At 62.7% G+C, this 25,401-nt stretch carries 19 protein-coding genes; 11 read left to right on the top strand and 8 right to left on the bottom strand.

From position 1 onward, the window contains the following. Positions 1-41 precede the first annotated feature (41 nt). Positions 42-1,241 (bottom strand): multidrug effflux MFS transporter, encoded by a 1,200-nt coding sequence (locus HJB89_RS01445; protein WP_207585435.1) that lies wholly within the window; start codon positions 1,239-1,241, stop codon positions 42-44. 1 nt (position 1,242) lies between these two features. Here HJB89_RS01445 and HJB89_RS01440 point away from each other — a divergent pair, with 1 nt between their 5' ends. Then, entirely contained in the window at positions 1,243-1,470 is a 228-nt protein-coding gene (locus HJB89_RS01440; RefSeq protein ID WP_221115602.1) for a hypothetical protein, read from the top strand. After that, complete coding sequence (locus HJB89_RS01435; protein ID WP_221115601.1) at positions 1,463-2,206, top strand: TetR/AcrR family transcriptional regulator; 744 nt, start codon at positions 1,463-1,465, stop codon at positions 2,204-2,206. The genes HJB89_RS01440 and HJB89_RS01435 overlap by 8 nt, the downstream gene beginning before the upstream one ends. Before the next feature lie 24 nt (positions 2,207-2,230). Here the strand turns inward: HJB89_RS01435 and HJB89_RS01430 are convergent, their stop codons facing one another. Further along, a complete protein-coding gene (locus HJB89_RS01430) occupies positions 2,231-2,671 on the bottom strand; it encodes a response regulator (RefSeq protein ID WP_207585433.1) in 441 nt (146 codons plus the stop codon). Positions 2,672-2,953: 282 nt separating this feature from the next. Between HJB89_RS01430 and HJB89_RS01425 the strand changes: the two genes are divergently transcribed. Continuing rightward, positions 2,954-3,493: a murein L,D-transpeptidase family protein gene (locus tag HJB89_RS01425; protein WP_207585432.1), complete on the top strand. Its 540-nt coding sequence runs from the start codon at positions 2,954-2,956 to the stop codon at positions 3,491-3,493. Between the two features lie 7 nt (positions 3,494-3,500). On the opposite strand, the gene msrA is transcribed toward HJB89_RS01425, so the two are convergent. Beyond that, entirely contained in the window at positions 3,501-4,205 is a 705-nt protein-coding gene (gene msrA, locus HJB89_RS01420) for a peptide-methionine (S)-S-oxide reductase MsrA (protein ID WP_221148742.1), read from the bottom strand. A 199-nt stretch (positions 4,206-4,404) separates the two neighbouring features. Here msrA and HJB89_RS01415 point away from each other — a divergent pair, with 199 nt between their 5' ends. The 5 genes from HJB89_RS01415 to cueR all read left to right on the top strand — a co-directional run bounded on the left by HJB89_RS01415 (position 4,405) and on the right by cueR (position 17,652). Next, positions 4,405-9,876: an alpha-2-macroglobulin family protein gene (locus tag HJB89_RS01415; protein WP_221148740.1), complete on the top strand. Its 5,472-nt coding sequence runs from the start codon at positions 4,405-4,407 to the stop codon at positions 9,874-9,876. Beyond that, entirely contained in the window at positions 9,873-11,954 is a 2,082-nt protein-coding gene (pbpC, locus tag HJB89_RS01410) for a penicillin-binding protein 1C (protein WP_221132941.1), read from the top strand. The genes HJB89_RS01415 and pbpC overlap by 4 nt, the downstream gene beginning before the upstream one ends. Before the next feature lie 60 nt (positions 11,955-12,014). Beyond that, positions 12,015-14,624: a malto-oligosyltrehalose synthase gene (gene treY / locus HJB89_RS01405; RefSeq protein ID WP_221148738.1), complete on the top strand. Its 2,610-nt coding sequence runs from the start codon at positions 12,015-12,017 to the stop codon at positions 14,622-14,624. 109 nt (positions 14,625-14,733) lie between these two features. After that, a complete protein-coding gene (locus tag HJB89_RS01400; protein WP_221148736.1) occupies positions 14,734-17,253 on the top strand; it encodes a heavy metal translocating P-type ATPase in 2,520 nt (839 codons plus the stop codon). Positions 17,254-17,262: 9 nt separating this feature from the next. Then, positions 17,263-17,652, top strand: coding sequence for a Cu(I)-responsive transcriptional regulator (cueR, locus tag HJB89_RS01395; RefSeq protein WP_221148735.1), 390 nt, complete (start codon positions 17,263-17,265; stop codon positions 17,650-17,652). 26 nt (positions 17,653-17,678) lie between these two features. Here the strand turns inward: cueR and HJB89_RS01390 are convergent, their stop codons facing one another. Beyond that, a complete protein-coding gene (locus HJB89_RS01390; protein ID WP_207585426.1) occupies positions 17,679-17,987 on the bottom strand; it encodes a hypothetical protein in 309 nt (102 codons plus the stop codon). Positions 17,988-18,164: 177 nt separating this feature from the next. Between HJB89_RS01390 and HJB89_RS01385 the strand changes: the two genes are divergently transcribed. Genes HJB89_RS01385 through HJB89_RS01375 form a run of 3 tightly spaced genes read left to right on the top strand, consistent with a single transcriptional unit; the run spans position 18,165 to position 20,189 of the window. Next, a complete protein-coding gene (locus tag HJB89_RS01385; protein WP_207585425.1) occupies positions 18,165-18,704 on the top strand; it encodes a sigma-70 family RNA polymerase sigma factor in 540 nt (179 codons plus the stop codon). Further along, positions 18,691-19,458, top strand: coding sequence for an anti-sigma factor (locus tag HJB89_RS01380; RefSeq protein WP_207585424.1), 768 nt, complete (start codon positions 18,691-18,693; stop codon positions 19,456-19,458). The genes HJB89_RS01385 and HJB89_RS01380 overlap by 14 nt, the downstream gene beginning before the upstream one ends. Before the next feature lie 20 nt (positions 19,459-19,478). Further along, the gene (locus HJB89_RS01375; RefSeq protein WP_164012461.1) at positions 19,479-20,189 is read left to right on the top strand and encodes a Bax inhibitor-1/YccA family protein; all 711 of its coding nucleotides are present in this window, start codon (positions 19,479-19,481) and stop codon (positions 20,187-20,189) included. Between the two features lie 175 nt (positions 20,190-20,364). Here the strand turns inward: HJB89_RS01375 and HJB89_RS01370 are convergent, their stop codons facing one another. The 4 genes from HJB89_RS01370 to repA form a co-directional block, all read right to left on the bottom strand. Further along, on the bottom strand, positions 20,365-21,498 hold the full coding sequence (locus HJB89_RS01370; RefSeq protein ID WP_221148732.1) for an RHE_PE00001 family protein: 1,134 nt from the start codon (positions 21,496-21,498) through the stop codon (positions 20,365-20,367). Positions 21,499-21,677: 179 nt separating this feature from the next. Then, positions 21,678-22,892 (bottom strand): plasmid replication protein RepC, encoded by a 1,215-nt coding sequence (gene repC, locus HJB89_RS01365; protein WP_221115595.1) that lies wholly within the window; start codon positions 22,890-22,892, stop codon positions 21,678-21,680. Positions 22,893-23,045: 153 nt separating this feature from the next. Then, on the bottom strand, positions 23,046-24,041 hold the full coding sequence (gene repB, locus HJB89_RS01360) for a plasmid partitioning protein RepB (RefSeq protein WP_207585420.1): 996 nt from the start codon (positions 24,039-24,041) through the stop codon (positions 23,046-23,048). Next, positions 24,038-25,234 (bottom strand): plasmid partitioning protein RepA, encoded by a 1,197-nt coding sequence (gene repA, locus HJB89_RS01355; protein ID WP_221148731.1) that lies wholly within the window; start codon positions 25,232-25,234, stop codon positions 24,038-24,040. Before repA ends, repB begins: the two co-directional genes overlap by 4 nt. Positions 25,235-25,401 lie beyond the last annotated feature (167 nt).

Below are 25,401 nucleotides of genomic sequence, written 5' to 3'. Positions count from 1 at the left end.
TTGGTGGCCGCACCCGGGGGATGGGTGCGGCCTGTGCTTGACTATTCGGCAGCGGCGACGGCGGCGCGGCGGCCGATCGTTGCCTGGGTCAGCGCGAAGGCTAAGAAGGCGCAGAGCGCAATGCCGGCAGCCATCGGAACGGCCGTGCCGTCGAAGAAAAGGCTCGATATCACCATGGCGACGGCGGCAATGACGAAATGCAGCGTGCCCATCAGCGACGAGGCGGTGCCGGCAATCGCGCCGTGATCCTCGAGAGCAAGAACGGCGCTGGTCGGGATGACGAGGCCGAGGAAGCCGTAGCCGATGAACAGGAAGGTCGCCATGACGGGCAGCTGGTTGAAGCCTGAAGCCATCACCACCGCCATGACAACCATGGCTAGCGCAAAGGCGCTGACCGCAATCCGCATGACGCGCACCAGGCCGAAACGCTCGCCGAGCCAGCCGGTCGCCTGCGACACCGCGAAGAAGGACACGGCGTTGATCGAGAAGGCGAAGCTGTATTCGGTCGGCGTCAGCCCGTAGTGCTGGATCAGCACGAAGGGCGAGTTGGCGAGATAGACGAGAAAGCTCGAAATGCCGAGACCGCCGATGAAGGTCAGCGTCAGGAAATTGCGGTCGGCCAGCAGCAGCCGGTAGGCCGCCATGGCGCTCTTGAGGCCGCTGCCGCTGCGCTCCTTGGCAGGGCGGGTTTCGTCAAGCTGGGTGGCAAGCAGGACGAGGCCGATGAAGGCGGCGATCATCACCGCCCAGAACACCCCGCGCCAGCCGTAGAATTCGATGACGGCGCTGCCGGTCAGCGGCGCCAGGATCGGCGAGATCGAGAAGACCAGCATCAGCAGCGACATCAGGCGCGCGGCCTGCACGCCGGTATGCATGTCGCGGACGATGGCGCGCGGAATGACCATGCCGGCGGCACCGCCGATGCCCTGGACGAAACGGAAGGCGATCAGCGTTTCGATATCGGTCGAAAGTGCGCAGCCGATCGAGGCGACCGCGAAGACGCCGATGCCGAGATAGAGCGGCAGCTTGCGACCCCACATGTCCGAAAGCGGACCATAGACGAGCTGGGCGAGGGCAAAGGAGATGAAGAAGGCGAGAAGCGTCAGCTGGGTGACGTTGTTATCCGCATGCAAGTCCTGGCCGATGGACGGCAGCGCAGGCAGATACATGTCAATGGCGAAGGGGCCGATGGCCGAGAGAAGGCCAAGAATGAGAGCAATGCGAAAGAAGGAAGCCGTCATAATGGTGATCTTTCATAAAAGCGCAGCGGAAGCATCGAATCGTCGCTCCGCCGCAGTGCTCTTAGAACAGGATGGCGCCCGAAAACTCCTCACACTTTTCGGCATCATGTTCTGGGGTTCAATGATGATCGTTCGCGCGAAGACGAAGTTGGGAGCTCATATCTTCAGCAACGGAACCAATAGTGTCAACAAATTTGGACACGGCTGTAAACTAGACGCCATTGTCTAAATCGTCAAGACGTCTTATCTTCGCCTTCATGAAAGATCGCATGACACCGGCAGTCCGGATGGGGGGGCATACGCAGCGCGGACAATGCGCAAAGCGCATGTCGATCCTCGATGCCGCCGCCGACGTCTTCTGCCGCCAGGGTTTTGCCGGCGCCAGCATCGACGAGATTGCCGCCGTCGCCTGTGTCTCTCGCCAGACGATCTACAATCACTACCGCGAGAAGGAAACGCTGTTCGTCGCCGTCGTCGAGGACGTCATGAACCGCGCCAACGCCATGCTCTTCTCGGTGCTGGCGAGCTTTCCCGAAAACGCCGACAATCTGGAGGACGGGCTGACGGCCTTCGCCGTGCGCCTCAACAAGAACTGCATCTGCAATCACGACGGAAAATTCCTGCGCAAGCTGGTGCAGACGGAGGGTGAGCGATATCCGCACCTGTTCGAAAGCTGGCGCCAGCAGGGACCGGGCAAGCTGACCACTGCCCTTTCCGCGCTTCTTGCGCGGGTCGCTCATAAGGGCGCGCTCGTCATCGACGATTTCGACGTCGCCGCCCGGCAGTTCGTGGCGCTCGCCAATGCTGACCTGCAGATGATGACGCTTTTCGGTGGAACGCCCACCGATGAAGAGCTTGATAAGGCGGCGCGCAATGCCGTCCGTACCTTTCTCAAGGCCTATGGCGGGCCGGCGGCTGATAAGGTCGGTCGCCCGCCGCAGCTTGCGGCCATAGCGGGCGGATAAGGCCTCCCGATCAGGCCCTTTCAATCAGGCGAAGACGGTCATCTGCGAGGGCACGACCGCAAACATGCCGACGCGGCGCGCGGCAAGATATTTCACCAGCTGCTGGACGACAGAAGGCATGACCGGCTTCTGCACCACGCCGACCGCGCCCTTGACGCCATTAGCGACAACTTCGGGATTGCCGGTCATGAACACGACGGCAATGCCGTGTTCTTCTGCCAGCCGCCGGCCGATCTCGGGCCCGGTCTGGCCGTCGGCGAGATTGACGTCGACGAAGGCGATATCGGCAAGCGGCGCCAGCCGCAGCGCCTGTTCGCGATCACTCGCAAGACCTGCGACCTGCATACCCATATCTTCCACCGTCGCCCCGAGATCCAGGGCGATGAGGAATTCATCTTCGACGATCAATACTCTCTGTCTCATGAGATCATCTCGTTGCCAGCGCCGCACGACATTGGTGGCCATGATACGTCCCCTTGTTACGCATATACTTCGGAAGAGGTATCCGCTCCGGCAGCTGTCCCTGCACGAAACTCCCTGCTGAAACGGCCAACTTGAAGATATGTTCCGCGGTGGAACGCGATTTTTGATATTTAAGATATTGTTAACGTTGATAGATTCTTAACAAGAAAGCCGGCGAAGCAAAAACGGGCGCTAAATTGTGCTCAATCTCAAGCGCGCACCTTCTGGATGAAGGCACGATGACACGATATGATTATTCCGTTGGCATGAAGATCGAGGCTCACGTTGAAAACCAAACTTATCGTCTTGGCCACGGTCGTGGTCAGCCTTTTCGCCTATACCAAATTGATGGCCAGGATCGGCTCGGGCTCGCCACCTCCGGATGCGCCGCTCGCGCAACAGGCCGACCTCATCCGTGTTTATAAATCCGAACGCCGCATGGTCCTTCTCAAAGGGGATGTTCCGATCTCGACATATCGGATTTCACTGGGGCAGGCTGCCGATGCCGGTCCCAAGCAACAGGAAGGTGACGAAAAAACGCCGGAAGGGCGCTATGAGATCGACTGGCGAAATCCCAAGTCCATGGCGCATCTCAGCCTCCACATTTCCTATCCGAACCCGGATGACCGACGCAACGCCGGATCCAACGGCTTTCCGCCCGGCGGCAATATCATGATCCACGGGCTTCCCAATGGCTGGGGCCTGTTCCAGGAAGCCCATCAGCTATGGGATTGGACGGATGGCTGTATTGCCGTCACCAATGCGGAGATGCGCGATATCTGGGCCCGCGTTCCCAATCACACGCCTATCGACATCATCCCCTGAGGGTTAATCACCCCTTGGCCTTCCTGACGAGGACCGGCTGGCTGCGGTAATCGGCGGGAAACAGCGACTTCAGATTCTCGATTTTCGGCAGGTCGTTGTAGACGATATAGGGGTAGGTCGGATTGAGCGTCAGAAAATCCTGATGATAGGCCTCGGCGGAATAAAAGCCGGTGGTGTCGGAGACCCTGGTGACGATCGGCTGGGCGAAGACATGCGCCTTGTCGAGCTGAGTGATATAGCGCTCGGCGACCTTGCGCTGCTCGGGGTCGGCGACGAATAGCGCCGAACGATACTGCGTTCCCTGATCCGGGCCCTGGAAATTCAGCTCCGTCGGGTTGTGCGCCACCGAGAAGAAGATCTGCAGCAATTTGCCGTAGCTCACTTGTTTCGGATCGAACTTCACCTCGACGGCTTCGGCGTGACCTGTCGAGCCGGTGCTGACGGTCTCGTACTGGGCCGTCCCAGCCTCACCGCCGGCATAGCCGGAGACGGCGCTCTGGACGCCCTTGACGTGCTGGAAGACGCCCTGGACACCCCAGAAACAACCGCCGGCGAAAATGGCGCTCTCGGTGCCCGGCCGGGCAGCCTCGTCAACGGCCGGCGGCGGAATGACGACGGCATCTTCAGCCGCACTTGCGGCACACGCACCGAGCGAGACAATGGTGGCGGCTAAGAGCCCGGCAAGGCTCCTGCGGTGAGAAAATATGGACATGGCGCTACCTCCTGCGATGGCCCAAATCCTTGCTCATCCTTGCAAAAGGCGCAAATCACAAGCCGATCACTCACGCCGATGTGACAGGCAGACGAAAGCGCCTGTGTGAAGATGAAACAGCATGCAACCTGAGTTGACAATTTCGCGAGGAGTGAGGAGAGTGCCCGCCGGTCAGAGCCTGCATTTCCGGGGGGAACCTATGTCCGTGCGCTCGTTCTTTGCTTTCGCGACAATCGCATTTTTTTCCACGATCGCCGTCAGTTTTCCCGCCGCCACTGCGGAGACCAAGCGCGACATCCAGACGATCAAGGACGCCGATTTCTTCGGCTTCGATCTTCGCACCGAGCAGAACGTCTCACTCGATCAGTGCAAGACCTCGTGCATCGGCGACAAGAGCTGCAAGGCCTTCACCTACAATCCCAAGGTGAAATGGTGCTTCCTGAAATCCGATTTCAAGACGATGAACGCCTTCCCCGGCGCCATCGCCGGCAAGATTGTCGAGACGACCGGCCAGAAGGAGCAGGATCTCGGTGCTGCGCCGCGCCTGACCTTCCTGTCGAACGACCTCATCCAGCAAGCCCGCGACTTCAAGGACAATCTGGCGCTTGCCGACGACCAGCAGGGCCAGGGCGCCGACAGCCTGACGGCCAATGCCCGCATCGACCTCACCGGCAACAATCTGGCCGACGCGCTGAAGTCCTTCCATGGCGCGCTGTCGATCACCCCTGACGACGCCGATCTCTGGCTCGAAACCGCCCGCGCCGCAGCTTCGCTCGGCAGCGCCGAGAGTGGCACGAGCGGTCAGGCCGTGCTCGACGCGCTGAACGGCTACGAGCTGACGCGCACCAAGCCCAAGCGCGCCGAAGCGCTCGCCGTCCTCGCCGACGCCCTGGACCGAAACGCCAATTACCGCCCGGCGCTCGACGCCTACAAGGCGAGCCTGGCGCTGGTTGCCTCCGAGGATGTGCAGGCGGCCTACCTGCAGCTGAAGGCGACGCAGGGCTTCCGCATCACCGAACACACGGTCGACGCCGACAGCGCCACGCCGCGCGCCTGCGTCACCTTCTCCGAAGCTCTCAACAAGACCACCGACTATACGCCCTTCGTGACGCTGAACGGTGCGGCGCCCAAGGCGCTGGAAACCAAGGACAAGCAGATCTGCGTCGAGGGGCTGACGCATGGCGAAACCTACAAGCTCGGCTTCCGCACCGGCCTGCCGTCATCCGTCGACGAGGCGCTCGAAGCGCCCGTCAGCATCGACGTCTATATCAAGGACCGCAGCCAGATAGTGCGTTTCACCGGCGACAGCTTCGTGCTGCCCTCGACGGCGCGCCGCGGCATTCCGATCGTCTCGGTCAACATGACGTCTGCCAACCTCAAACTCTACCGCATCGGCGATCGCGCCATCGCGCCGCTGTTGACCAACTCGCAATTCCTGACCCAGCTCGACGGCTACAGCGCCCAGAACATCCAGGATCAGAACGGCGAACTCGTCTGGCAGGGTTCGATCGAGATCGCCGACGAGCTCAACAAGGACATCGTCACCAGCTTCCCCGTCGATGAGGCGCTGCCCGAGCGCAAGCCCGGAGTCTACGTGATGACCGCAACGGGGCCGAATGGCCCGGCGCAGGAGTGGGACTCGCAGGCGACGCAATGGTTCCTCGTCTCCGATATCGGCATCACCACCTATGCCGGCACGGACGGGCTCAACGTCTTCACCCGTTCGCTTGCCTCGGCAAAGCCGATATCAGGCGTCGAGCTGCAGCTGCTTGCCAAGAACAATGAAGTGCTCGGCACCGCCAAGACCGACGAAAACGGCCGCGCCACCTTCACCGCCGGCCTGATCCGCGGCACGGCGGCGCTGACACCCGCCGTCATTACCGCCAGGAACGGCACGTCGGACTACGTTTTCCTCGACATGACGCGGGCCGGCTTCGATCTCTCCGACCGCGGCGTGACCGGCCGCGCCGCACCCGGCGCGATCGACGTCTTGACCTTTACCGAACGCGGCATCTATCGCGCCGGCGAAACGGTGCATGCACAGGCGCTCGCCCGCGACACCGATGGCAACGCCATCGAGAACCTGCCGCTGACTTTCATCTTCAGCCGCCCCGACGGTGTCGAAGACCGGCGGATCGTCAGCCAGACCAGCAATCTCGGCGGTTACAGCATCGATTTCCCGACCCAGGAAAACGCCATGCGCGGCACCTGGACGATGAACATCTACACCGATCCCAAGGGCAGTGCGATCGCCAGCAAGAGTTTCCTGGTCGACGATTTCGTGCCGGATCGCACCGACCTGGAGATCAAGACCGAGGCCAAGGAAATCGGCCCGGATATGCCCGCGAAGATTAATGTTTTCGGCAAATATCTCTATGGCGCCCCGGCCGCCGGCCTGACGCTCGAGGGCAATGTCGTCGTCAAGCCGACGCGCGAGAGCGCCGCCTATAAGGGCTTCCTCTTCGGCCTCGCCGACGAGGAGGCGAGCGAGGATTCGCGCCTGCCGATCGACGGCCTGCCGGAACTCGACGAGAACGGCGAAGCCTCGACCGATCTCACCGTCAGCGAGCTGCCGGCAACGACGCAACTGCTCAACGCCACCGTCTATATCAGCATGCAGGAGGCCGGCGGCCGCGCCATCGAGCGTTCGCTGACCATTCCGGTGAAGAATCAGGGCGCTTCGATCGGCATCAAGCCGGAATTTTCCGACGATCTGCCTGAGAACGCCATCGCCAACTTCACGGTGATCGGCGTCAATGCCGAGGGACAGAAGCAGGAGACCAAGGGCCTGCGCTGGAAATTCTACAGCCTCAACCGCGAGTACCAATGGTATCGCGAGGGGACGGCATGGAAATACGAGCCGGTCTACACCGCCGAGCAGATCGCCAATGGCAGCGTGGACGCGACGACGGACGGCGGCAAGATCTCCGTGCCGGTGAAATTGGGCCGCTATCGCCTCGAAGTGGAAAGCTCGGATGCCGACGGCCCGACCTCCAGCGTCGAATTCGACGCCGGCTGGTTCGTGGCCTCGACCTCGACCGAAACACCGGATGGGCTGGAAATCGCCCTCGACAAGGACAGCTACAACGTCGGCGACACCGCCAAGCTGAAAATCACCTCGCGCTATGGCGGCGAGCTGATGGTCATGGCCGGAACCGAAAAGCTGGTTGCCGTGCAAAATGCGACGATGGGCGAGACCGGCGGCGAGGTCGACATCCCCGTCACCGCAGACTGGGGTGCCGGCGCTTATGTGACCGCGACGCTCTTCCGCCCCGGCGACGCCCAGGACAGCCACATGCCGATGCGTTCGATCGGCATCAAATGGCTGAAGGTCGATCCCGCACAGCGGGCGCTGCAAGTCAAGCTCGACACGCCGGAAAAGATGCTGCCGCGCGGACCGTTGAACATCGGCCTGCAGGTGGCCGGTGCGGGCGCCAACGAGGATGCCTATGTCACGGTTGCCGCCGTCGATGTCGGCATTCTCAACCTGACACGTTACGAGCCGCCGAACCCGGAAGACTGGTATTTCGGCCAGCGGCAGCTCGGCCTTGAAATCCGCGACCTCTATGGCCGGCTGATCGACGGCTCGCTGGGTGCGACCGGCAAGCTCAGGACCGGTGGCGACGGCGGTGCCATTGCGCTGCAGGCAAGCCCGCCGACACAGAAGCTCGTCGCCTTCTTCTCCGGGCCGGTGAAGCTCGACGCCGAAGGCAAGGCCAATATCTCCTTCGACATTCCGCAATTCAACGGCACGGCGCGCGTCATGGCGGTTGCCTGGTCGAAGACCGGTGTCGGGCACGGCGTCAAGGACGTCATCATCCGCGATCCGGTCGTCGTCACCGCGAGCTTGCCGAAATTCCTCGCCCCCGGCGACAAGGCCAATCTGCGCCTCGACATCGCCAATACCGATGCGCCGGCCGGCGACTACAAGCTGCAGCTGACCGGCAATGATGCGGTCGGCATCGACCAAGCCTCTGCCGACCAGACGATCCGGCTGGAGGCCGGCGCCAAGTCCGCGCTGACGCTTTCGCTCATCGGCAAACAGCCGGGCGCCGGCAGCGTCTCGATCAACCTCTCCGACGCCTCCGGCCTTTCGCTCGACCAGACCGTCGACGTGCCGGTGCGCCCGTCATCCCTGCCGATCACCGAACGCAGGGTGCTGGCGCTGAAGCCCGGAGCAAAGCTCACCGTCGATAAGAACCTGCTTGCCGACAGCGTCCTGCCGGGTGCTTCGATCAGCGTCAACGTCACCCGTTCGGCCGCCTTCGACATCCCGGCACTGCTGATGACGCTCGACCGCTATCCCTTGGGCTGCGCCGAGCAGACCATCAGCCGGGCGCTGCCGCTGCTCTACCTCGCCGAAGTGGCGAAGCAGGCCGGCATCGAAAATGACGACGACGTGCACAAGCGCGTCCAGGATGCGATCTACCGCGTGCTCTCCTACCAGGCCTCGGCCGGCAGCTTCGGCCTCTGGGGACCGGATTCGGGCGATGTCTGGCTCGATTCCTACGTCACCGACTTCCTGACGCGGGCCCGCGAAATGAAATATGACGTGCCGGAAAGGGCCTTCGTGCAGGCGCTGGAAAACCTGCAGAACACCCTGTCCTACACCACCGACATCAAGGGCCAGGGCGATCAGATCGCCTATGCCATCTATGTCCTTGCCCGCAACAAGAAGGCGGCGATCAGCGATCTGCGCTACTACGCCGATACGATGATCAACGACTTCCCGACGCCGCTCGCCAAGGCGCATATCGCCGCCGCACTGGCGCTCTATGGCGATGCCCAGCGCTCGAAGAACATCTTCCTCGACGCGCTGCAAATGTCCGAGCAGTCGATGGTCTCACGCGTGAACCTGTCGCGCACCGACTACGGCACGATCCTGCGCGATGGCGCGGCGATCCTGGCGCTCGCTGCCGAAAGCCGGCCGGTGCCGCCTGTCGTCCCGGAACTCGCCAAGGCCGTCGCCAAGGAATGGCAGCGCAGCAAATACAAGAGCACCCAGGAAGAGGCCTGGATGCTGCTTGCCGCACGCGCCATCCAGGGCGGTGACGACGGGTTGAAGGTCGACGTCAACGGCGCCGCCCACACCGGCGCCTATATGGCCCGGATGACCGGCGATGCGCTCACCGATCATCCGCTGACCTTGACCAACCAGACGAACGACCCGGTATCGGCGGTTGTTACCACCGTTGCCGCACCGACCGTGCCGTTGCCGGCCGGCGGCGACGGCTTCCTCATCGAGCGCAGCTATTACACGCTCGACGGCGAGGAGGCGAATGTCAGCGAAGCCCAGCAGAACGAACGCTATGTCGTCGTCATCCATGTACGCGAAAGCAACGACTGGCCGTCGCGCATCGTCGTCACCGATCTTCTGCCGGCCGGCTTCGAGATCGACAATCCAAACCTCGTCGACAGCGCCCAGATGACGAATTTCGACTGGATCGGCGAAATTTCCGCCGCCCATACCGAATTCCGCTACGACCGTTTCGTCGCCGCCTTCAACCGCGCTCAGGGCGACGAGCGCGAATTCAACGTCGCCTATGTCGTGCGCGCCGTCACCCCCGGCATCTACGACCATCCGGCCGCAAGCGTCGAGGACATGTACCGGCCGGAGCTTTCGGCCCGCACGGCGACCGGCAAGATGGAGGTCGTGGCAGCACAAGAATGAGGCTGTGGCACAAGTTTGCGATCGGGTCCGTCGCCGGCATCCTTCTTGCCGGCGCGGCTCTTCTTGCGCTCGACGCCGCCGACAAGGCTTTTCCGCCGCCGTTGGATAGAGCGGACGTGGTTTCCGCCGAGGTGCTCGATGCCGACGGCCAGTTGCTGCGCGCCTTTGCAACGACGGAAGGCCGCTGGCGGCTGAAGACGACGGTTGCCGACGTCGATCCACAGTTCCTGCGCATGCTGATTGCCTATGAGGATCAGCGTTTCTACGATCACAATGGCGTCGATGCCTGGGCGCTCGGGCGGGCAGCCACGCAATTCGTCCGCAACGGCCGCATCGTTTCCGGCGCCTCGACGCTTTCGATGCAGGTGGCGCGGCTGATCGAGCCGCGGGCGGGACGCTCGCTTTCGGCAAAACTGCTGCAGCTCGCGCGTGCCGTGCAGATCGAGCGGCGGCTGTCGAAGGAACAGATCCTCGATCTTTATCTGACGCATGCGCCTTACGGCGGCAATCTGGAAGGCGTACGCGCCGCAAGCCTTGCCTATTTCGGCAAGGAGCCGCGCCGCCTGACGGTCGCCGAGGCAGCCCTGCTCGTCGCCCTGCCGCAATTGCCCGAACGGCGCCGGCCGGACCGCAATCTGAAGGCGTCGCAAGAGGCGCGCAAGCGTGTGCTTGAGCGTGTCGCCGTGGCTGAGGCCGTCGGCGACGGCGAGGCGGAGCGAGCCGAGGGTGTCGCTGTCCCCATGCGACGCATGCAATTGCCGGCGCTGGCCGCTCATGTCGCCGAAGCAGCACTGCGCAAGGAGCCGGCAGTCCTCAAGCACCAGACGACGCTGAAGAAACAGGTGCAGCAGGGGCTGGAATCGGTCGCCCGGGCAGCGGCGATGAAGCTCGGGCCAAAACTGTCGCTGGCCATGGTGATGGCCGATGCCCAGACGGGCGCGATCGTCGGCGAGGTCGGCTCGGCCGATTATTTCGACGCCAGCCGCTCCGGCTGGATCGACATGACGCGCGTCAACCGCTCGCCGGGCTCGACGCTGAAGCCCTTCATCTACGGGCTCGCCTTCGAGCAGGGCCTCGTCTCCCAGGAGACGATCATCGAGGACCGGCCGGCTGATTTCTTCGGCTACCGGCCACGCAATTTCGACATGAGCTATCAGGGCGACGTCACCGTGCGCGAGGCCTTGCAACTCTCCTTGAATGTGCCGGCCGTCAAGCTGCTCGACGCCGTCGGGCCGTCGCGGCTGCTGGTCCGCTTCCGCCGCGCCGAGGTGCGCCCGGCCCTGCCGCCGAACGAGACGCCGGGACTGGCGATCGGTCTTGGCGGCGTCGGTCTCACGCTGAAAGATCTGGTGCAGCTCTATACCGCGCTCGCCAATCGCGGCCAGCCGGCAAGGCTCGGCGACGGTGTCACCGGCGCACCGGGCAAGCTCGACGGCGAACCGCTGTTGGAGCCGGTCGCGGTCTGGAACGTCGCCGATATTCTCTCCGGCGTCATTCCCCCCGCCGGCGCACCGCAGCGCGGCATCGCCTACAAGACCGGCACCAGTTACGGTTATCGCGACGCCTGGTCGGTCGGCTATGACGGGCGTTATGTGCTCGGCGTCTGGGTCGGACGGCCGGATAACAGCGCCGTGCCGGGACTGACCGGCTATGGCACCGCAGCACCCATCCTGTTTGAGGGTTTCGCCAAATCCGGCATCGCGACGACGCCCTTGCCCCGCCCGCCGGCCGGGGCGGTGCGCATCGCCCAGTCCGAACTGCCGATCAGCCAGCGGCGTTTCGCGTTCAATGCCAGTGGCCTGCTGGTCGCCTCCGGCCGCGAGGCCGCCCCTCAGATCGTCTATCCGCCCGAGGGCGCCCATATCGATCTCGGCGCCGGCGCCGGCGCGCTGTCGCCGCTCATGCTGAAGCTGCAGGGCGGCCGCGCGCCCTTCCGCTGGCTTGCCAATGGCAGGCCGCTGCCCGACCTCTCCCGCCGGCGCACCCAGCAATGGCTGCCCGATGGCGGCGGCTACTCGAAATTGACCGTCATCGACTCGGCCGGACGCGCCGCAAGTGTGGGCGTTTTCATCGACTGAAGGAACCAAAACCCGCCTACAACCGTTGGAAAGGGTCTCCCTCCAACGTCAGACGGCCTCATGACACTTCCGACCGCGACCTACCGGATACAATTCCGCAACGGCATGACCTTCGATCGCGTCTGCGACCTCGTTCCCTATCTCAAGACGCTCGGCATCAGCCATCTCTACGCCTCGCCAATCTTCACCGCCGTCAGCGGCTCCACCCACGGTTATGACGTCACCGACGCCAACGAGATCGACCCGGCGCTCGGCGGCCGCGCGGGGTTCGACCGGCTGACGGAGAGCCTCGCTTCGGCCGGCATGGGACTGATCCTCGACATCGTCCCGAACCACATGGCCGCTTCGCCGGAAAACGGCTGGTGGCGCGACGTACTGGCATTCGGCCATCAAAGCGCCTATGCGGGCCACTTCGACATCGACTGGAGCGAGCCGCTGACCCTGCCGCAGCTCGGCCAGGATTTCGAGCGCGCGCTCGCTGATGGCGAGCTGCGCATTACGCTGGACGAAACGCATGGCACCTTCGCCTTCGGTTATTTCGAGACGCTGTTGCCGCTCAACCCCAGCTGTTACGGCGCGATCGCAAACCGGCTCGACGATCCGGTGGCAACGAGAATGGCAGAGGCTGCGGAGGTCACCTCCGGCGAGAACCTCGCCCGGGCGATGCGCGACATCCTCTTCGAAGGCGGCGATCGGGCGATCCTCCGGCAAAAACTCGACGACGTCTCGTCCGACCGCGATTTCCTTAAAAGCCTGCATGAGGGACAGCACTGGCGGCTCACCCATTGGCATGAAGCGGCACGGCATCTGAGCTATCGCCGTTTTTTCGAGGTCACCGGACTGGTCGGTACCCGCGTCGAAAATCCCCCGGTGTTCGAGGACATGCATTGCCTGACGATCGAGCTGGTGCGCCACGGCAAGGTGCAGGGGCTGCGCATCGACCATGTCGACGGGCTCGCCGAACCCAAGGCCTATCTCGACCGGCTGCGGGAAGCGGTCGGGCCCGATACCTATATCGTCGTGGAAAAGATCCTTGGGGCTGGCGAGGTCCTGCCGGAAAGCTGGCCGGTGGCGGGCACCACCGGATATGAATTCATCGCGGCGCTGAGCGAACTCTTCGTCGACGGCGGCGGCCTGCGCAGATTGGACGATGCCTATCGTGGCGTCGCCCGAGAGACAGGCGATCTCGAGGAGGGCCGGCGGCTTGCCAAGCGACAGATGGTCGAGCGCAATTTCGCCGGCGAGACCGGCAGGCTGGTATCGATCGCGGCAGGGGTCTTCCCCGAGATAAACAGAGACGAGATCGCCAAGGCGCTCAGCGAACTGCTGATCGCCTTTCCGGTCTACCGCACCTATGGCGATGGCGGCCCGCTCGCCTGGCAGGATTCAGCCGTCCTTGCCGCGACCGCATCGCAAGCCATGGCAGAGCTCGATGATCGTCGCGCCCTCGACCATGTGCTGAAGCTTCTCGAAGGCAAGGTCGACGGTGATCCAGCCCACGAATTCCGTATCCGCTTCCAGCAGTTGAGCGGGCCTGTGATGGCGAAGGCGACGGAGGATACGCTATTTTACCGCTATAACAGGTTGCTTGCCGCCAACGAGGTCGGCAGCGAACCCGGCAAGGCGCCCGACGGTCCGGACGGATTCCATCGTCGCTTGGCCGAGCGGGCGCGGCTGCAGCCGCACGGGCTGTCGGCAACCGCCACCCACGATACCAAACGCGGCGAGGATGCGCGCGCAAGGCTCTATGCGCTGAGCGAGGGCGCGGATGTGTTCGTGCAGGCGCTGGCGCGCTGGCGTGAGATGAACCGGCCGTGGCTGAAGGACCTGCCGGATGGCGTAGCGCCGGAGCCGAATATCGAATGGATGCTCTATCAGGCGCTGGCCGGCATCTGGCCGGAAGATTTCGACAGAGGACAGATGGAAGAACATCGTCAGCGCTTCACCGAGTACGCGGTCAAGGCAGTGCGCGAGGCGAAACTCCACACTGATTGGGTGGAACAGGATTCCGCTTACGAAGAAGCGGTGACGACCTATGCAGCGGCGCTGGTGTCGCCCGAGAATGACGCCTTCCTTGAGGATTTCGAAAGGGTGCTGCAGCCCTTCATCGCAGCCGGCTACCTCAACAGCCTGTCGCAGACGCTGCTCAAGCTGACGGCGCCGGGCATTCCCGACATCTACCAGGGCACGGAAGGCTTCGATTTCAGTCTTGTCGATCCCGACAACCGACGCCTGGTCGATCATGCACGGCTGACCGCCTGGCTTGATGAAGCCGGACCGATCGCCAAGCTACAGGCGGCGGCGTTAAAGCAGCGCATCGTCGGGATCGGCCTGCAGCTGCGCCAGCGGCATCCGGACCTCTTTATAAGAGGCGACTATCTGCCGCTGAAGGTGACGGGCAGCCGGCGCGATCATGTGCTGGCTTTTGCCCGGGTGCATGCCAGTGATTTTGCGATCGTCGCCGCACCCCGGCTGATGTTCGGCTGGCTCGACCCGGGCGTGCTGTTTGCCGGCCCGGAATTTTGGGAGGATACGGCGATCGCCGTCCCCTCCCCTCTTCACGGGCTGAAGGCGGATCTGGTGACCGGAAAGACGATCGAACCCGGCGGCAGCATCTCGGTCGCCGCCCTGCTCGGCAGCCAGCCGGTCGGGTTGATCAGCCCGATCTGAGGATCGGGCTGCAGACAAAAATCATCTCCGTCAAAATTAGCGCTTGACCTTCCAGTCGCTGGAAGGTGGATAAGCCTCTCCAACTGCCCCTCGGGCATAGGAGATGGCAATGAATATCAAACACGATCACGACCATCATCACGGCAACGCCCATAACGGCGATCACAGCTGTTGCGGCCATAGCCCGACTACCCCCGCGCCGGTTCGTGACGCCGTCTGTGGTATGACCGTCGATCCAGAGGCCGGCAAACCCTCGCTTGATCATGCGGGCCGCCTCTATCATTTCTGCTCCGAAGGCTGCCGGACGAAGTTTGCAGCTGCGCCGCAAGATTACCTGACCGCGAAAGATCCGGTTTGCGGCATGGACGTCGATCGTTCGACGGCAAAACATTTTCTGAAAGTCGAGGGTGAGAAATTCTACTTCTGCTCGGCCGGCTGCCAGACAAAGTTCGACGCCGATCCCTCAGCCTATCGCGGCGGCAAACGCCCTCCGGCAAAGCCGGCGCCGAAGGGCACGCTCTATACCTGCCCGATGCATCTGGAGGTGGTCAGCGACCGCCCCGGCGACTGCCCGAAATGCGGCATGGCGCTCGAGCCGGCGGGCATTCCTCCGGCCGACGAAGGTCCGAGTCCGGAACTTGTCGATTTCGTCAGACGGCTTTGGGTCAGCGCCATCCTTGCGGTGCCGCTGCTCGCCCTCGGCATGGGTCCGATGCTCGGCCTGCCGCTCCGGGAAATGATCGGCGAACCGCAGGCGACCTATATCGAACTGCTGCTGGCAACGCCGGTCGTGCTTTGGGCGGCCCTGCCCTTCTTCCGCCGCGCATGGGCCTCGCTCGTCAACCATAGCCCGAACATGTGGACGCTGATCGGTCTCGGCGTCGGCACCGCCTATGTCTACAGCCTCGTCGCCACGCTTGCACCCGGCATCTTCCCGATGAGTTTCCGCGGCCATGGTGCGTCCGTGCCCGTCTACTTCGAGGCAGCGGCCGTCATCGTCGCCCTGGTTTTCGTCGGCCAGGTGCTGGAACTGAAAGCACGCGAACGCACCGGCTCGGCCATCCGCGCTTTGCTCGACCTTGCGCCGAAGACGGCGCGGCGCATCGCTGCCGACGGCGGCGAGAGCGACGTGCCGGTCGACGAGATCGAGGCCGGCGACCGGCTGCGCGTGCGCCCGGGCGAGCGGGTGCCGGTGGACGGCTCCGTCCTCGAGGGCCAGTCGACCGTCGACGAATCGATGATCTCAGGCGAACCCTTGCCCATCGAGAAATCGACGGGCGATGCGCTGACTGGCGGCACGATCAACAAGAACGGCTCTCTCGTCATGTCGGCCGAGAAGGTCGGCGCCGACATGGTGTTGTCGCGCATCGTCGACATGGTCGCCAAGGCGCAACGCTCGCGGGCGCCGATCCAGGGTGCGGTCGACCGGGTGTCGGCCTTGTTCGTGCCGGCGGTCGTTGCCGCGGCCATCCTTGCCTTTATCGTCTGGGCAGTGATCGGTCCGGAGCCAAGCTTGGCGAATGGCCTGCTTGCCGCCGTCGCCGTTCTGATCATCGCCTGCCCCTGCGCGCTCGGTCTTGCGACGCCGATGTCGATCATGATCGCCACAGGACGCGGCGCTGGCGAAGGCGTGCTGATCAAGGACGCCGAAGCGCTGGAGCGTTTTTCCAAGGTCGATACGCTGATCGTCGACAAGACCGGTACACTGACCGAGGGAAAGCCGAAGCTTACCGACATCGTCGCTTTCGGCGGAATCGAGGAAACCCGGCTGCTGTCGCTGGCGGCAAGCCTGGAGCGCGGCTCCGAACATCCGCTGGCCGACGCGATCGTTTCCGGCGCCGAAGAGCGCGGTGTCGCCTTCGTCGAGATCACCGGTTTCGAGGCGAAGACCGGTAAAGGTGTTCAGGGCCTCGCCGGCGACACAAACATAGCGCTCGGCAATGCGGCGATGCTCGCCGATCTCGGCATCGATCCGTCGGCGCTTGCCGAGAAGACCGAAGCCCTGCGCGGCGAGGGCAAGACGGTGATGTTCGTGGTATTGGATGGCGCGCTTGCCGGTCTCGTCGCCGTTGCCGACCGGATCAAGCCGACGACATCAGCCGCCATCAAGGCGCTGCATGACAGCGGCCTGAAGATCATCATGGCGACGGGAGACAACGAGCGCACGGCGCGTGCGGTGGCAAAAAGCCTCGGCATCGACGAGGTCCGCGCCGACCTGTTGCCGGAGGGCAAAAGCGCGCTGATCGACGAGCTGCGTGCCAAAGGCGCGGTCATCGCCATGGCCGGAGACGGCGTCAACGACGCGCCGGCGCTTGCTGCCGCCGATGTCGGCATCGCCATGGGCACCGGCGCGGACGTTGCGATGGAAAGCGCCGGCATCACCCTGGTAAGGGGCGATCTCACCGGCATCGTCAGGGCGCGGCGGCTGGCGGATGCGACGATGCGCAACATCCGCCAGAACCTCGGCTTCGCCTTCGGCTATAATGCGCTCGGCGTGCCGGTCGCAGCCGGCCTGCTCTACCCGATCTTCGGGTTGCTGCTGTCGCCGATGATCGCGGCGGCGGCGATGAGCCTCTCGTCCGTCTCAGTGATTTCAAATGCGCTGAGACTGCGTTTTGCAAAATTATAGGAGATGACGATGAATATCGGCGAAGCATCGGAACGCTCCGGCCTGCCTTCGAAGACCATCCGCTACTACGAGGATATCGGCCTTATCCGCCCTGAAAGGGGCGGAAACGGCTACCGCGATTATGCCGCGACCGACGTTCACAAGTTGCGCTTCCTGCAGCGCTCGCGCGGCCTCGGCTTTTCCGTCGAGGAGTGCCGGCAATTACTGGCGCTCTACGAGGACAAAAGCCGGGCGAGTGCCGACGTCAAGGACATCGCTGAGAGCAAGCTTGCCGAGATCGACCGCAAAATCCGCGATCTCTCGGAATTGCGCCGCACGCTGGAACACCTCGTGCATGCCTGCCATGGCAATGACCGGCCGGACTGTCCGATCCTCGAAGGGCTTTCGGACGGGGGCTGACATTTCAGGAGGGCGGCCGGCGCGCTTCAGGAAAGCTGCGGCATGTTCTGGTTGGCCGCCTGCGCCGATTGAGCCCGCTCGTCGGGCTCCTCGTCTTCGCCGTCATCCAGCACGCCGTCATCCAGCCGATGTTTGATCGCAAGCGCATAGATCACGTCGAGAATATTGCGGTCCCTGAGATGAGGATCGGTCAGGGCGAGAAGCGAGGCCCGGACGATCTTCCTGCTGGTGGCCTTTGGACAACGCGCCTTGACGAAATCATAAAGCGCCTGATCCGTCAGCCCTTCCATGGCGCCGTCTACGAGAGCTTCGTAGACCCGCTTCTTTTCCTTCATTCTTGAATTTCCCCTTCAAATCAGCGGCGTCATGATCTGTCATGTAATTGTCATAAACAACCGCGGATTTCGGGCGCCGGTCCGCTGGAGAGGCTAATTGAAGACGGTATTCTCGGCCGGCATGATTTTTTTATTCTCGCCGGGAATAAGATCTGCCGCACTGACGTATACTCAATCATGGAACGCAAAGAACGCCCCTTCGACGTCATCGGACAGCTTGCAGCGCTCAGGCGCTACGCACGCTCGCTGGTGCGCAATTCGGACGAGGCGGAGGATCTGGTGCATGATGCGCTGGTGCGGGCGCTGGAGAAGAAGAAGAGCTTCCGCAGCGGCGGCAATCTTCGCACCTGGCTGCTCTCCATCCTGCACAACGCTCATATCGACCGTCTGCGCCAGAACCGGTCGCTGACGCGCCGCCACGACGAGGCGGCTGTCGAAGCCGAGCAGTCGCTGCCGGCCGGCCAGGAACATGCCGTGCGCCTGCGGCAGGTGCGCAACGCCTTCTTCGGCCTGCCGGAGGAACAGCGCGAGGCCCTGCATCTCGTTGCGATCGAAGACCTGTCCTACCAGGAAGCCGCCAATGCGCTCGGTATTCCGGTGGGGACGCTGATGTCGCGCATCTCCCGCGCCCGCGCGCAATTGCGCGAATTCGAGGAGAAGACGCCGCGTGTTTCGCATCTGAGAATTATCGGAGGGGACGGCAATGAAAGCAATTGATCCGATCCTCGATGCCGATCTCGACGCCTATGTGGATGGCGAGCTCGATGTCGCCCGCCGCATCCAGGTAGAATCGTATCTTTCCGACCACCCGGCGATTGCCGCCAAGGTCATGGCCGACCTCAGCGTGAAGGGCGAGCTGCGCTTGGCGCTTGCCGGCGAAAGTGCCTTCGGCCGCCCCGAGACCCGCGACGCCGCCCGCCGGCTGGAACGTGGCCTTTCCTACGGCCGCATTTTTCATTCCATGCAGCGCATTGCCGCTGTCGGTATCCTGATTACCGCCGGCTGGGTGGCGCACAATTCCTTCGGCGCTTTTTCGGCAACCGAGGTATCGGCCTCCGTCCCAGCGCCCGCCTATGTCGAGGATGCCGTCCGCGCCTATCAGACCGCCGCATTGCGCCAGTCGATGCCGCCGCAGACGCCGGCCACCTATAGCGCTGACGATATTCGCGCCGCCACCGCGATCGTGATGCCTGAACTGCCGAAGGACTGGAAGGTCGCCGACGTGCAGATCTTCCCGTCCGAATTCGGCCCCAGCGTCGAGATGGCGATCGAGGTGCCGGAGGGAAAGCGGCTGTCGCTTTTCGCCGTCCGTCCAGGCGCCTTCGAGGTCAAGCCGGTCAGCCATCTCGCATTGGCAAAAGCAGAAGCCGCCTATTGGCAGATCGGCGAGGTCGCCTATGCGCTGATCGCCGACGAAAGCGGTCTCAATCTCGACCAGGCGGCCGAACGGCTCGCCCGCTCGCTCTATTAGTTCAAACCGAGGAGATCAGCATGAACCCGATCAATCCCCGCTACGGCGCCGTGGCCGGCACCCAGGCCGTCTTCGACGAAGGCCTGCGCCAGCACATGCTGCGCGTCTACAATTACATGTCTCTTGGCCTGGTCATAACCGGCCTCGTCGCCTTCGTTGTCGGCTCGACGCCGGCCCTATACGTGCCGATCTTCGGCTCGCCGCTGAAGTGGGTGGTGATGCTGGCACCGCTCGCCTTCGTATTCTTCTTCTCGTTCCGCATCCAGACGATGTCGGCCAGCACCGCGCAGATCACCTTCTGGGCCTTCTGCGCCGTGATGGGCCTGTCGCTTGCCTCCGTCTTCCTGGTGTTCACCGGAATGAGCATCGCGCGGACCTTCTTCATCACCGCCACGATGTTCGGCGCCACCAGCCTTTACGGCTATGCGACCAAGCGTGACTTATCGCGCATGGGCTCGTTCCTGATGATGGGCCTGTTCGGCGTTATCATCGCCAGCGTCGTCAATATCTTCCTGGGTTCGAGCGCGCTGCAGTTCGCCATCTCGGTGATCGGCATCGTCGTCTTCGTCGGCCTCACCGCCTACGACACGCAGAACATCAAGGAACAATATTCGGAAAACTTCGATCAGGAATCGAACCAGAAGCTCGCCGTCTTCGGCGCACTCTCGCTCTACCTGAACTTCGTCAACATCTTCCAGCTTCTGCTCAACTTCACGGGCGAGCGGGAATAGGGACCGCGCTTCTGGGGGCAAAGGAAGCGCAAGAGCGCCCGGTCTGCACTCTGTGACAGGATGGCAGACCGGGTGTTCACCTAAATGCCTATCGCCCGGAAGTGTGCAGCGGTTCCGGGCGATAGGCATAAGTAAAGAGCTGGAGCGGCCGGGTCATCCCCGGCCGCTCTTATTTTCAGATGATGCCCCACGCGCGGTAGCGGCCGCGGCCGGTGATTTCACGAATGCCGATCTCGTTGACGAGGTTCAGAGCGCCGCGCGGCGTGATGCGCAAATGGCGGGCAACCATCGCCGCCGAGACCATCGGCCGCGACAGGATGAAATCGGCAAGGTCCGGCAGGCTGCTGTTCGAACGGCGGCCGCGAAAGCGCAGTTCCATCTGTGTACGGGCGAGCGACAACCGGTCGAGTTCCTTGAGTCCGGCCTCAGCACCGAGATGCATCGCCTCCAGGAAGGCCTGCAGCCGTGTGGCCCGGTCGCGCGCCCGGCGACGTTCATGGCGTACCAGCTTCAGCCCACCGTAAAAAGAGAAGAGATGCGAGGTGACCTTGCCGCGGGCGCGCAGATGGCTTGCGACCAGAAGACCGCCGAGCCAGTGCTGACGTCGCAACGGCTCGATCCTTTCCCAGGCTTCGAAAAGGATGACGGCGCCGAGAACCGGCGGCAAACTTTCGGCCAATGGCTGTACGCTCCGCCACTCCGCAAGCCGCTGTTCCTCGTCCCATTCGTCATCACCCAGCAAGCCGAGAGGATCGTCATTGCGCCTTGCCGGGGCAACCGCGGCCGTTTCGCTTGCCGGGGCTTTGCCGGTATGGATATCGAGCAGCTTCTGCGAGCGGGCAAGAAGCGCATCGATCTCCGCCATCTCGGCCGCGAGCGGCCCGTCCTCATCGCCGCCCTCTTCTTCGGTCTCGAGCGTAACGGCGAGGCTGTTTACCTCCGGCACTTTCCCCTCCCCTTCCCCGAGCGTCGCGGTTAGCGTCGCAAGTCCCGAAGCTCCCAGCGCCCAGGTCGGCTCGCCGGTCCAGATGCGCCGACGTGCCCGCAGCACCGAGTGAGCGATCGTCAGTTCGTGGCTGGGTGCCCGGCTATCCATATGCGCATCGTGCAAAACCAGATCCTCGACATGCACGAGTTCGCCGGCCACCCAGAGCGCGCCGGCAGCATCGAAGAAATGGCTGCGTTCGGCAAAGCCCTCACCGACCGGCGCGCGCAACACCCGCTCGTCCAAGCGTGCCACGGCGTCCTCCGCCGCAGCAAGGGACGGAAGCAGGGTTTGAAGCATCACACCGTCGATATCGTAGCGCATTGTTAAGCTTTACGGTTTTTCACAAATGGAAGCAAAACCTATGTTTCCTTCCGCCATCTATGACATGGTTAACGGCGCTTTTCAACAAAAGGCCAGGAGGAAGCGGTCGAGTTTGCCTGGGCGACCGGCAGCATTCCCTTCTAGCTGTTGCACCTGGCGCGAAACGTTTTCAGCCCCGCTCATCCGGTTTTCCTTGCTGCCGGACCACTTGCCCGCATGAGCGCCATCAGCATCGGCCCAAGCGAGAATTCGCCGCGCTCTGCCCGCCGCGTCAGGTCTCGCAGATAGCCGCCGGCCGAGTTGATATGCCCGCCTCTTTCCAGGATGCAGGCGATCACCGTCGCGGCGTTCTCCGGTCCCATGACCTCGCAAGCCAGCTGATAGGCGCTGGGGCTGACGCCGAGCGTCGAGCGGACGATGACGGCAGCCGCCATCAGATCCCGCCAACTGCCGATCCCACCGCCTGGCCCATAAGCGACGATCTCCGGGCAGGCCTGCAGCACCATGGCAAGCGGGAAGGACTTTGGCGTCTCCCGCCACGGCTGCGGTTCTTCCTCCGGTTTTGCGCCCTGCTTCGGTTCGAAGCCTGGTTCAAGTTCAGATAGAGAGTGTGGGTTTGAATTATGTATGTGCCGACCGTTTTGGCCATCATTGGCGTCTGGTTTATGTGATTTCGTCTTCAATTCCAGCGTCTTGATGATCATTTCGCGGAAGGCTTCGAGATCAGTCAGCAGGCTCTCCATCTCGGCGGACGACGGGCGCCGCGGCAGGCTTGCCGAGAGAAGATTGAAATGCTTCTGCATCTCGATCCATTCGCCGGCAATTTCTTCTTCCAGCGCGATCTCGATGAGTTTGGCGATGTCACGCCGGCAAAGTGTCAGACGCTCCCGCAGGCGCTTCCATTCGAGCTTGCCGGCAAGCACCTGAGCCGCCTGCGCCTCGATCTCGCCAGCGCGCACCAGGAGCGGCGCCAGGCTGAAGCCGAAGGCCTCTCCAAGCCCGCCCTGACCGTTACGACGGGCAAAACGTTTACCGTTCGGGCTATCCCGCCGGATAATCAGGCCGGCCTCCACCAGCATCGCCAAGTTCCGCCGCAGCGTCGTGCCGGCCATGCCATGCGTGCGCAGCGACAACTGCTCGTTCGACGGAAAGACGACGAAACCGTTGGCCTCGGCAATCTCGTTCTTCGGATAAAAGGTCAACAGCGCGTTGAGAACAGCGAGCGCACGGTCCGATACGCCGACCATGTCCTTTGCTTCGCAGAGCGCGCGAAAGATCTTCCACTTATCGACCGATGCGTCCGGATCGACCTTACTGGCATTTTCCTGGCTTGCCAGCATGCCAAGCGTCATCGATCGCCGCCCAAAGGGCGTCGATACATATTGAGGCTCCATGTCCCTCACCTTTTCTCAAGGCAAAAGAAATCTGCCACCCAAAAGGATGCCGAAGATGCTTGACAGCGATTCGAGGAAGTGCGATTCTCAGATTGTCCAGATATGAGAAAGGCTTCCGCGACGGCAACGTTCGGAGGCTTTTTCTTTTGCGGCCTACTCTCCTGCTTGCAACTTGCCGGCCCGATAGGCTTCGTAAAGCTCATCGAGACGACGTGAAATGTAAGCGCCGAAATCCGGCGCATCGCCGGTTTTCAACGCAATCGTAAAGGAATTGCCGGCGCTCTTGATTCGGCCGGCAATCTTGCCGCCGCTCTTCGGCTTCCAGTCATATTCCGTGGGTTCGGGCTTCGCCTCTTTCCTGGCGAGCTCGGCAACCAAAAGCTCGAAGCGACGGTCGCTTTCCTCAGCCGTGAACCGTTGCGAACCGATGAGCTTGGCAAGCCGCGCGGCTGTCATTCCGTTCCAGTCCTGGGCAAGCGCCATCCATTTACGACGCCCGATACCGGGTGCGGCTCCGACCGACCTGACGATGTCGGCCGGGATCGCTTTGGCGACGGAGATCAGCTTCGACAGCTCGGTCTTGTCGGTCGACAGTGCCTTCATGATGACGGGACGCTCGAACCCCTTGAGTTCGAGATTGAGGGCAAAGACAGCCCGCTCGATATAGGAAAGGTTCCGGCGCGCTGAATTCTCGATGCCTTGGGCGATGACGACATCGGTATCGTCGAGCTTACGGACGATCGCCTGCACCTTGCGCCCCAGCAGCTTGACGGCCTGCAGGCGGCGGTGACCGTAAGCGATCTGATAGCGCTCGTCGTCATCGGGATGGCGGCGCACAAGAACCGGCACTTCCTGACCGTTCTCGGCAATCGACTGCACCAGCTCGTCCTCGATATCGAGTGGATGATCGGCGAGGCGATCGCGGACGAAGGAGGAATCGATCAGATCTGGATCGAGCTCGACGATGCGTTCGCCGGAGAGCAAAGCCTCCTGCATCGCCCTGCTCTCTTCCTCCATGCGTCCAAGCGTCAAGGCCATCGTCCGAACCGGCCCGGCCGATCCGCGCAAAGACGTCTCTTCGTAGTTGGCCGCGGCCAACTCCTGCGCCGTATCGTCGAAAAGACCTTTCAGGCGATCGCGTCTGCTCATGTGCGGCCCCAGGCTTTGTGAATACCGGCGAGAACTTCGCCGTTGGCGGCATTGACCGATTCCAGCGCCCGATCATAGGTCGAGCGGCGCACCTGCCCCTTCTCGATCTCGAAGAGCGTCTGCTTGGTCAGGCCGGCATCGGCGATCGCCGTCGATTTGAGAATTGTCGCCGTCAACACGTCATCGCTGAACAGGCTGCGCAGCAGCGCGACGATCTGCGACTGCGGGGCATCGAAGGGTTCGTGACGGGTCACGACATATTTGATGAAATCGTGTTGCAGATCGCCGCCCGCCTTGCGCACCACGGAGAGCAGATCCGAGGTCATCAGCAGGAATTGCGACATGGAGGCGACGTCAACCATCTGCGGATGGATGGTGATAAGCAGCGACGTGGCGGCACAGACGGCGCCGAGCGTCAGGTAACCGAGCTGCGGCGGGCAGTCGATCACCACGACATCGTAATCGGCCTCGACCTCGGCAATCGCTATGCCGACGCGGCGGAAGAACAGTTCGCCCGGCCGCTGGCGATCACTGAGCGCCCGCGGCGTCTCATGCTCGAATTCCATCAATTCAAGATTGCCCGGCACCAGATCGAGACCATCGAAATACGTCTTGCGGACAATGTCCTTCAGCGGCTTGCGATCGGCATCGTAGCGAATTGCGCCATAAAGCGTATCACCATCGGAAAGATCGAATTCGGGCTGGACGCCGAGCATCGAAGAGAGTGAGGCCTGCGGATCAAGATCGATGGCCAGCACCCGATAACCCGCCAGCGCCAGATACTGGGCCAGATAAAGCGTGGTCGTGGTCTTGGCCGAGCCGCCCTTGAAATTGGTGACGGCAACCGTCTGCAGCTTCTCGCCGGGGCGCCGCCAGGGAAGGTAGGACAGCGCATCCTTCGGCTTCAGCTTTGCCATATAATGGCGCAATTCATTGATCTGGCCAAGCGTATAGGAACGCCGGCCATTCTGGGAAAGTTCCGGCTGCGGCCCCTTGCCATCCAGCGAAAGCTGGCGAAGATAGCCGTCGGAGACGCCGATCATCTGAGCGGCCTCGCCGGAAGAAAATGTGCGCAGCGTCTTTTGCGACAGCGGCGGAAACAGCTTTTCGCGCAACAGCTTCAGTTGCCGCGAAAGCTGGTTCGCATGCCGCTCGATCCGCACATCTGTCGTCGATACGCTAATGTTGTCCAAAACACTCAATCCTTTTCGATGCGCTTTTTCGTCAACATAGCGTCAAAAAGCGTATTGAAGGTGACACGATTCGCAATTTGCGGCAACAATAGGGGCGGAGAAGCCGTTTCGGCCCGGTTGGCCGCGGCCAACTCTCTGCCATCGCCCTTGCGGAGCACCGGCTTTTT

The sequence above is a fragment of the Rhizobium sp. NZLR8 genome (genome assembly GCF_019685025.1).
Lineage (GTDB): Bacteria > Pseudomonadota > Alphaproteobacteria > Rhizobiales > Rhizobiaceae > Rhizobium.
The sequence above is the reverse complement of the archived record's forward strand: the minus strand, read 5'-3'. Positions and strand labels throughout refer to the sequence as shown.

Bases quoted from the DNA above. Each gene is read 5' to 3' on its own strand.
- treY (WP_221148738.1), top strand. From the start codon at position 12,015: ATGACACTTCCGACCGCGACCTACCGGATACAATTCCGCAACGGCATG.
- repC (WP_221115595.1), bottom strand. From the start codon at position 22,892: ATGGAGCCTCAATATGTATCGACGCCCTTTGGGCGGCGATCGATGACG.
- HJB89_RS01380 (WP_207585424.1), top strand. From the start codon at position 18,691: ATGAAAGCAATTGATCCGATCCTCGATGCCGATCTCGACGCCTATGTG.
- HJB89_RS01400 (WP_221148736.1), top strand. From the start codon at position 14,734: ATGAATATCAAACACGATCACGACCATCATCACGGCAACGCCCATAAC.
- HJB89_RS01440 (WP_221115602.1), top strand. From the start codon at position 1,243: ATGGTGATCTTTCATAAAAGCGCAGCGGAAGCATCGAATCGTCGCTCC.
- HJB89_RS01385 (WP_207585425.1), top strand. From the start codon at position 18,165: ATGGAACGCAAAGAACGCCCCTTCGACGTCATCGGACAGCTTGCAGCG.
- HJB89_RS01430 (WP_207585433.1), bottom strand. From the start codon at position 2,671: ATGGCCACCAATGTCGTGCGGCGCTGGCAACGAGATGATCTCATGAGA.
- repB (WP_207585420.1), bottom strand. From the start codon at position 24,041: ATGAGCAGACGCGATCGCCTGAAAGGTCTTTTCGACGATACGGCGCAG.
- HJB89_RS01390 (WP_207585426.1), bottom strand. From the start codon at position 17,987: ATGAAGGAAAAGAAGCGGGTCTACGAAGCTCTCGTAGACGGCGCCATG.
- HJB89_RS01375 (WP_164012461.1), top strand. From the start codon at position 19,479: ATGAACCCGATCAATCCCCGCTACGGCGCCGTGGCCGGCACCCAGGCC.
- HJB89_RS01370 (WP_221148732.1), bottom strand. From the start codon at position 21,498: ATGCGCTACGATATCGACGGTGTGATGCTTCAAACCCTGCTTCCGTCC.
- pbpC (WP_221132941.1), top strand. From the start codon at position 9,873: ATGAGGCTGTGGCACAAGTTTGCGATCGGGTCCGTCGCCGGCATCCTT.
- cueR (WP_221148735.1), top strand. From the start codon at position 17,263: ATGAATATCGGCGAAGCATCGGAACGCTCCGGCCTGCCTTCGAAGACC.
- HJB89_RS01415 (WP_221148740.1), top strand. From the start codon at position 4,405: ATGTCCGTGCGCTCGTTCTTTGCTTTCGCGACAATCGCATTTTTTTCC.
- msrA (WP_221148742.1), bottom strand. From the start codon at position 4,205: ATGTCCATATTTTCTCACCGCAGGAGCCTTGCCGGGCTCTTAGCCGCC.
- HJB89_RS01445 (WP_207585435.1), bottom strand. From the start codon at position 1,241: ATGACGGCTTCCTTCTTTCGCATTGCTCTCATTCTTGGCCTTCTCTCG.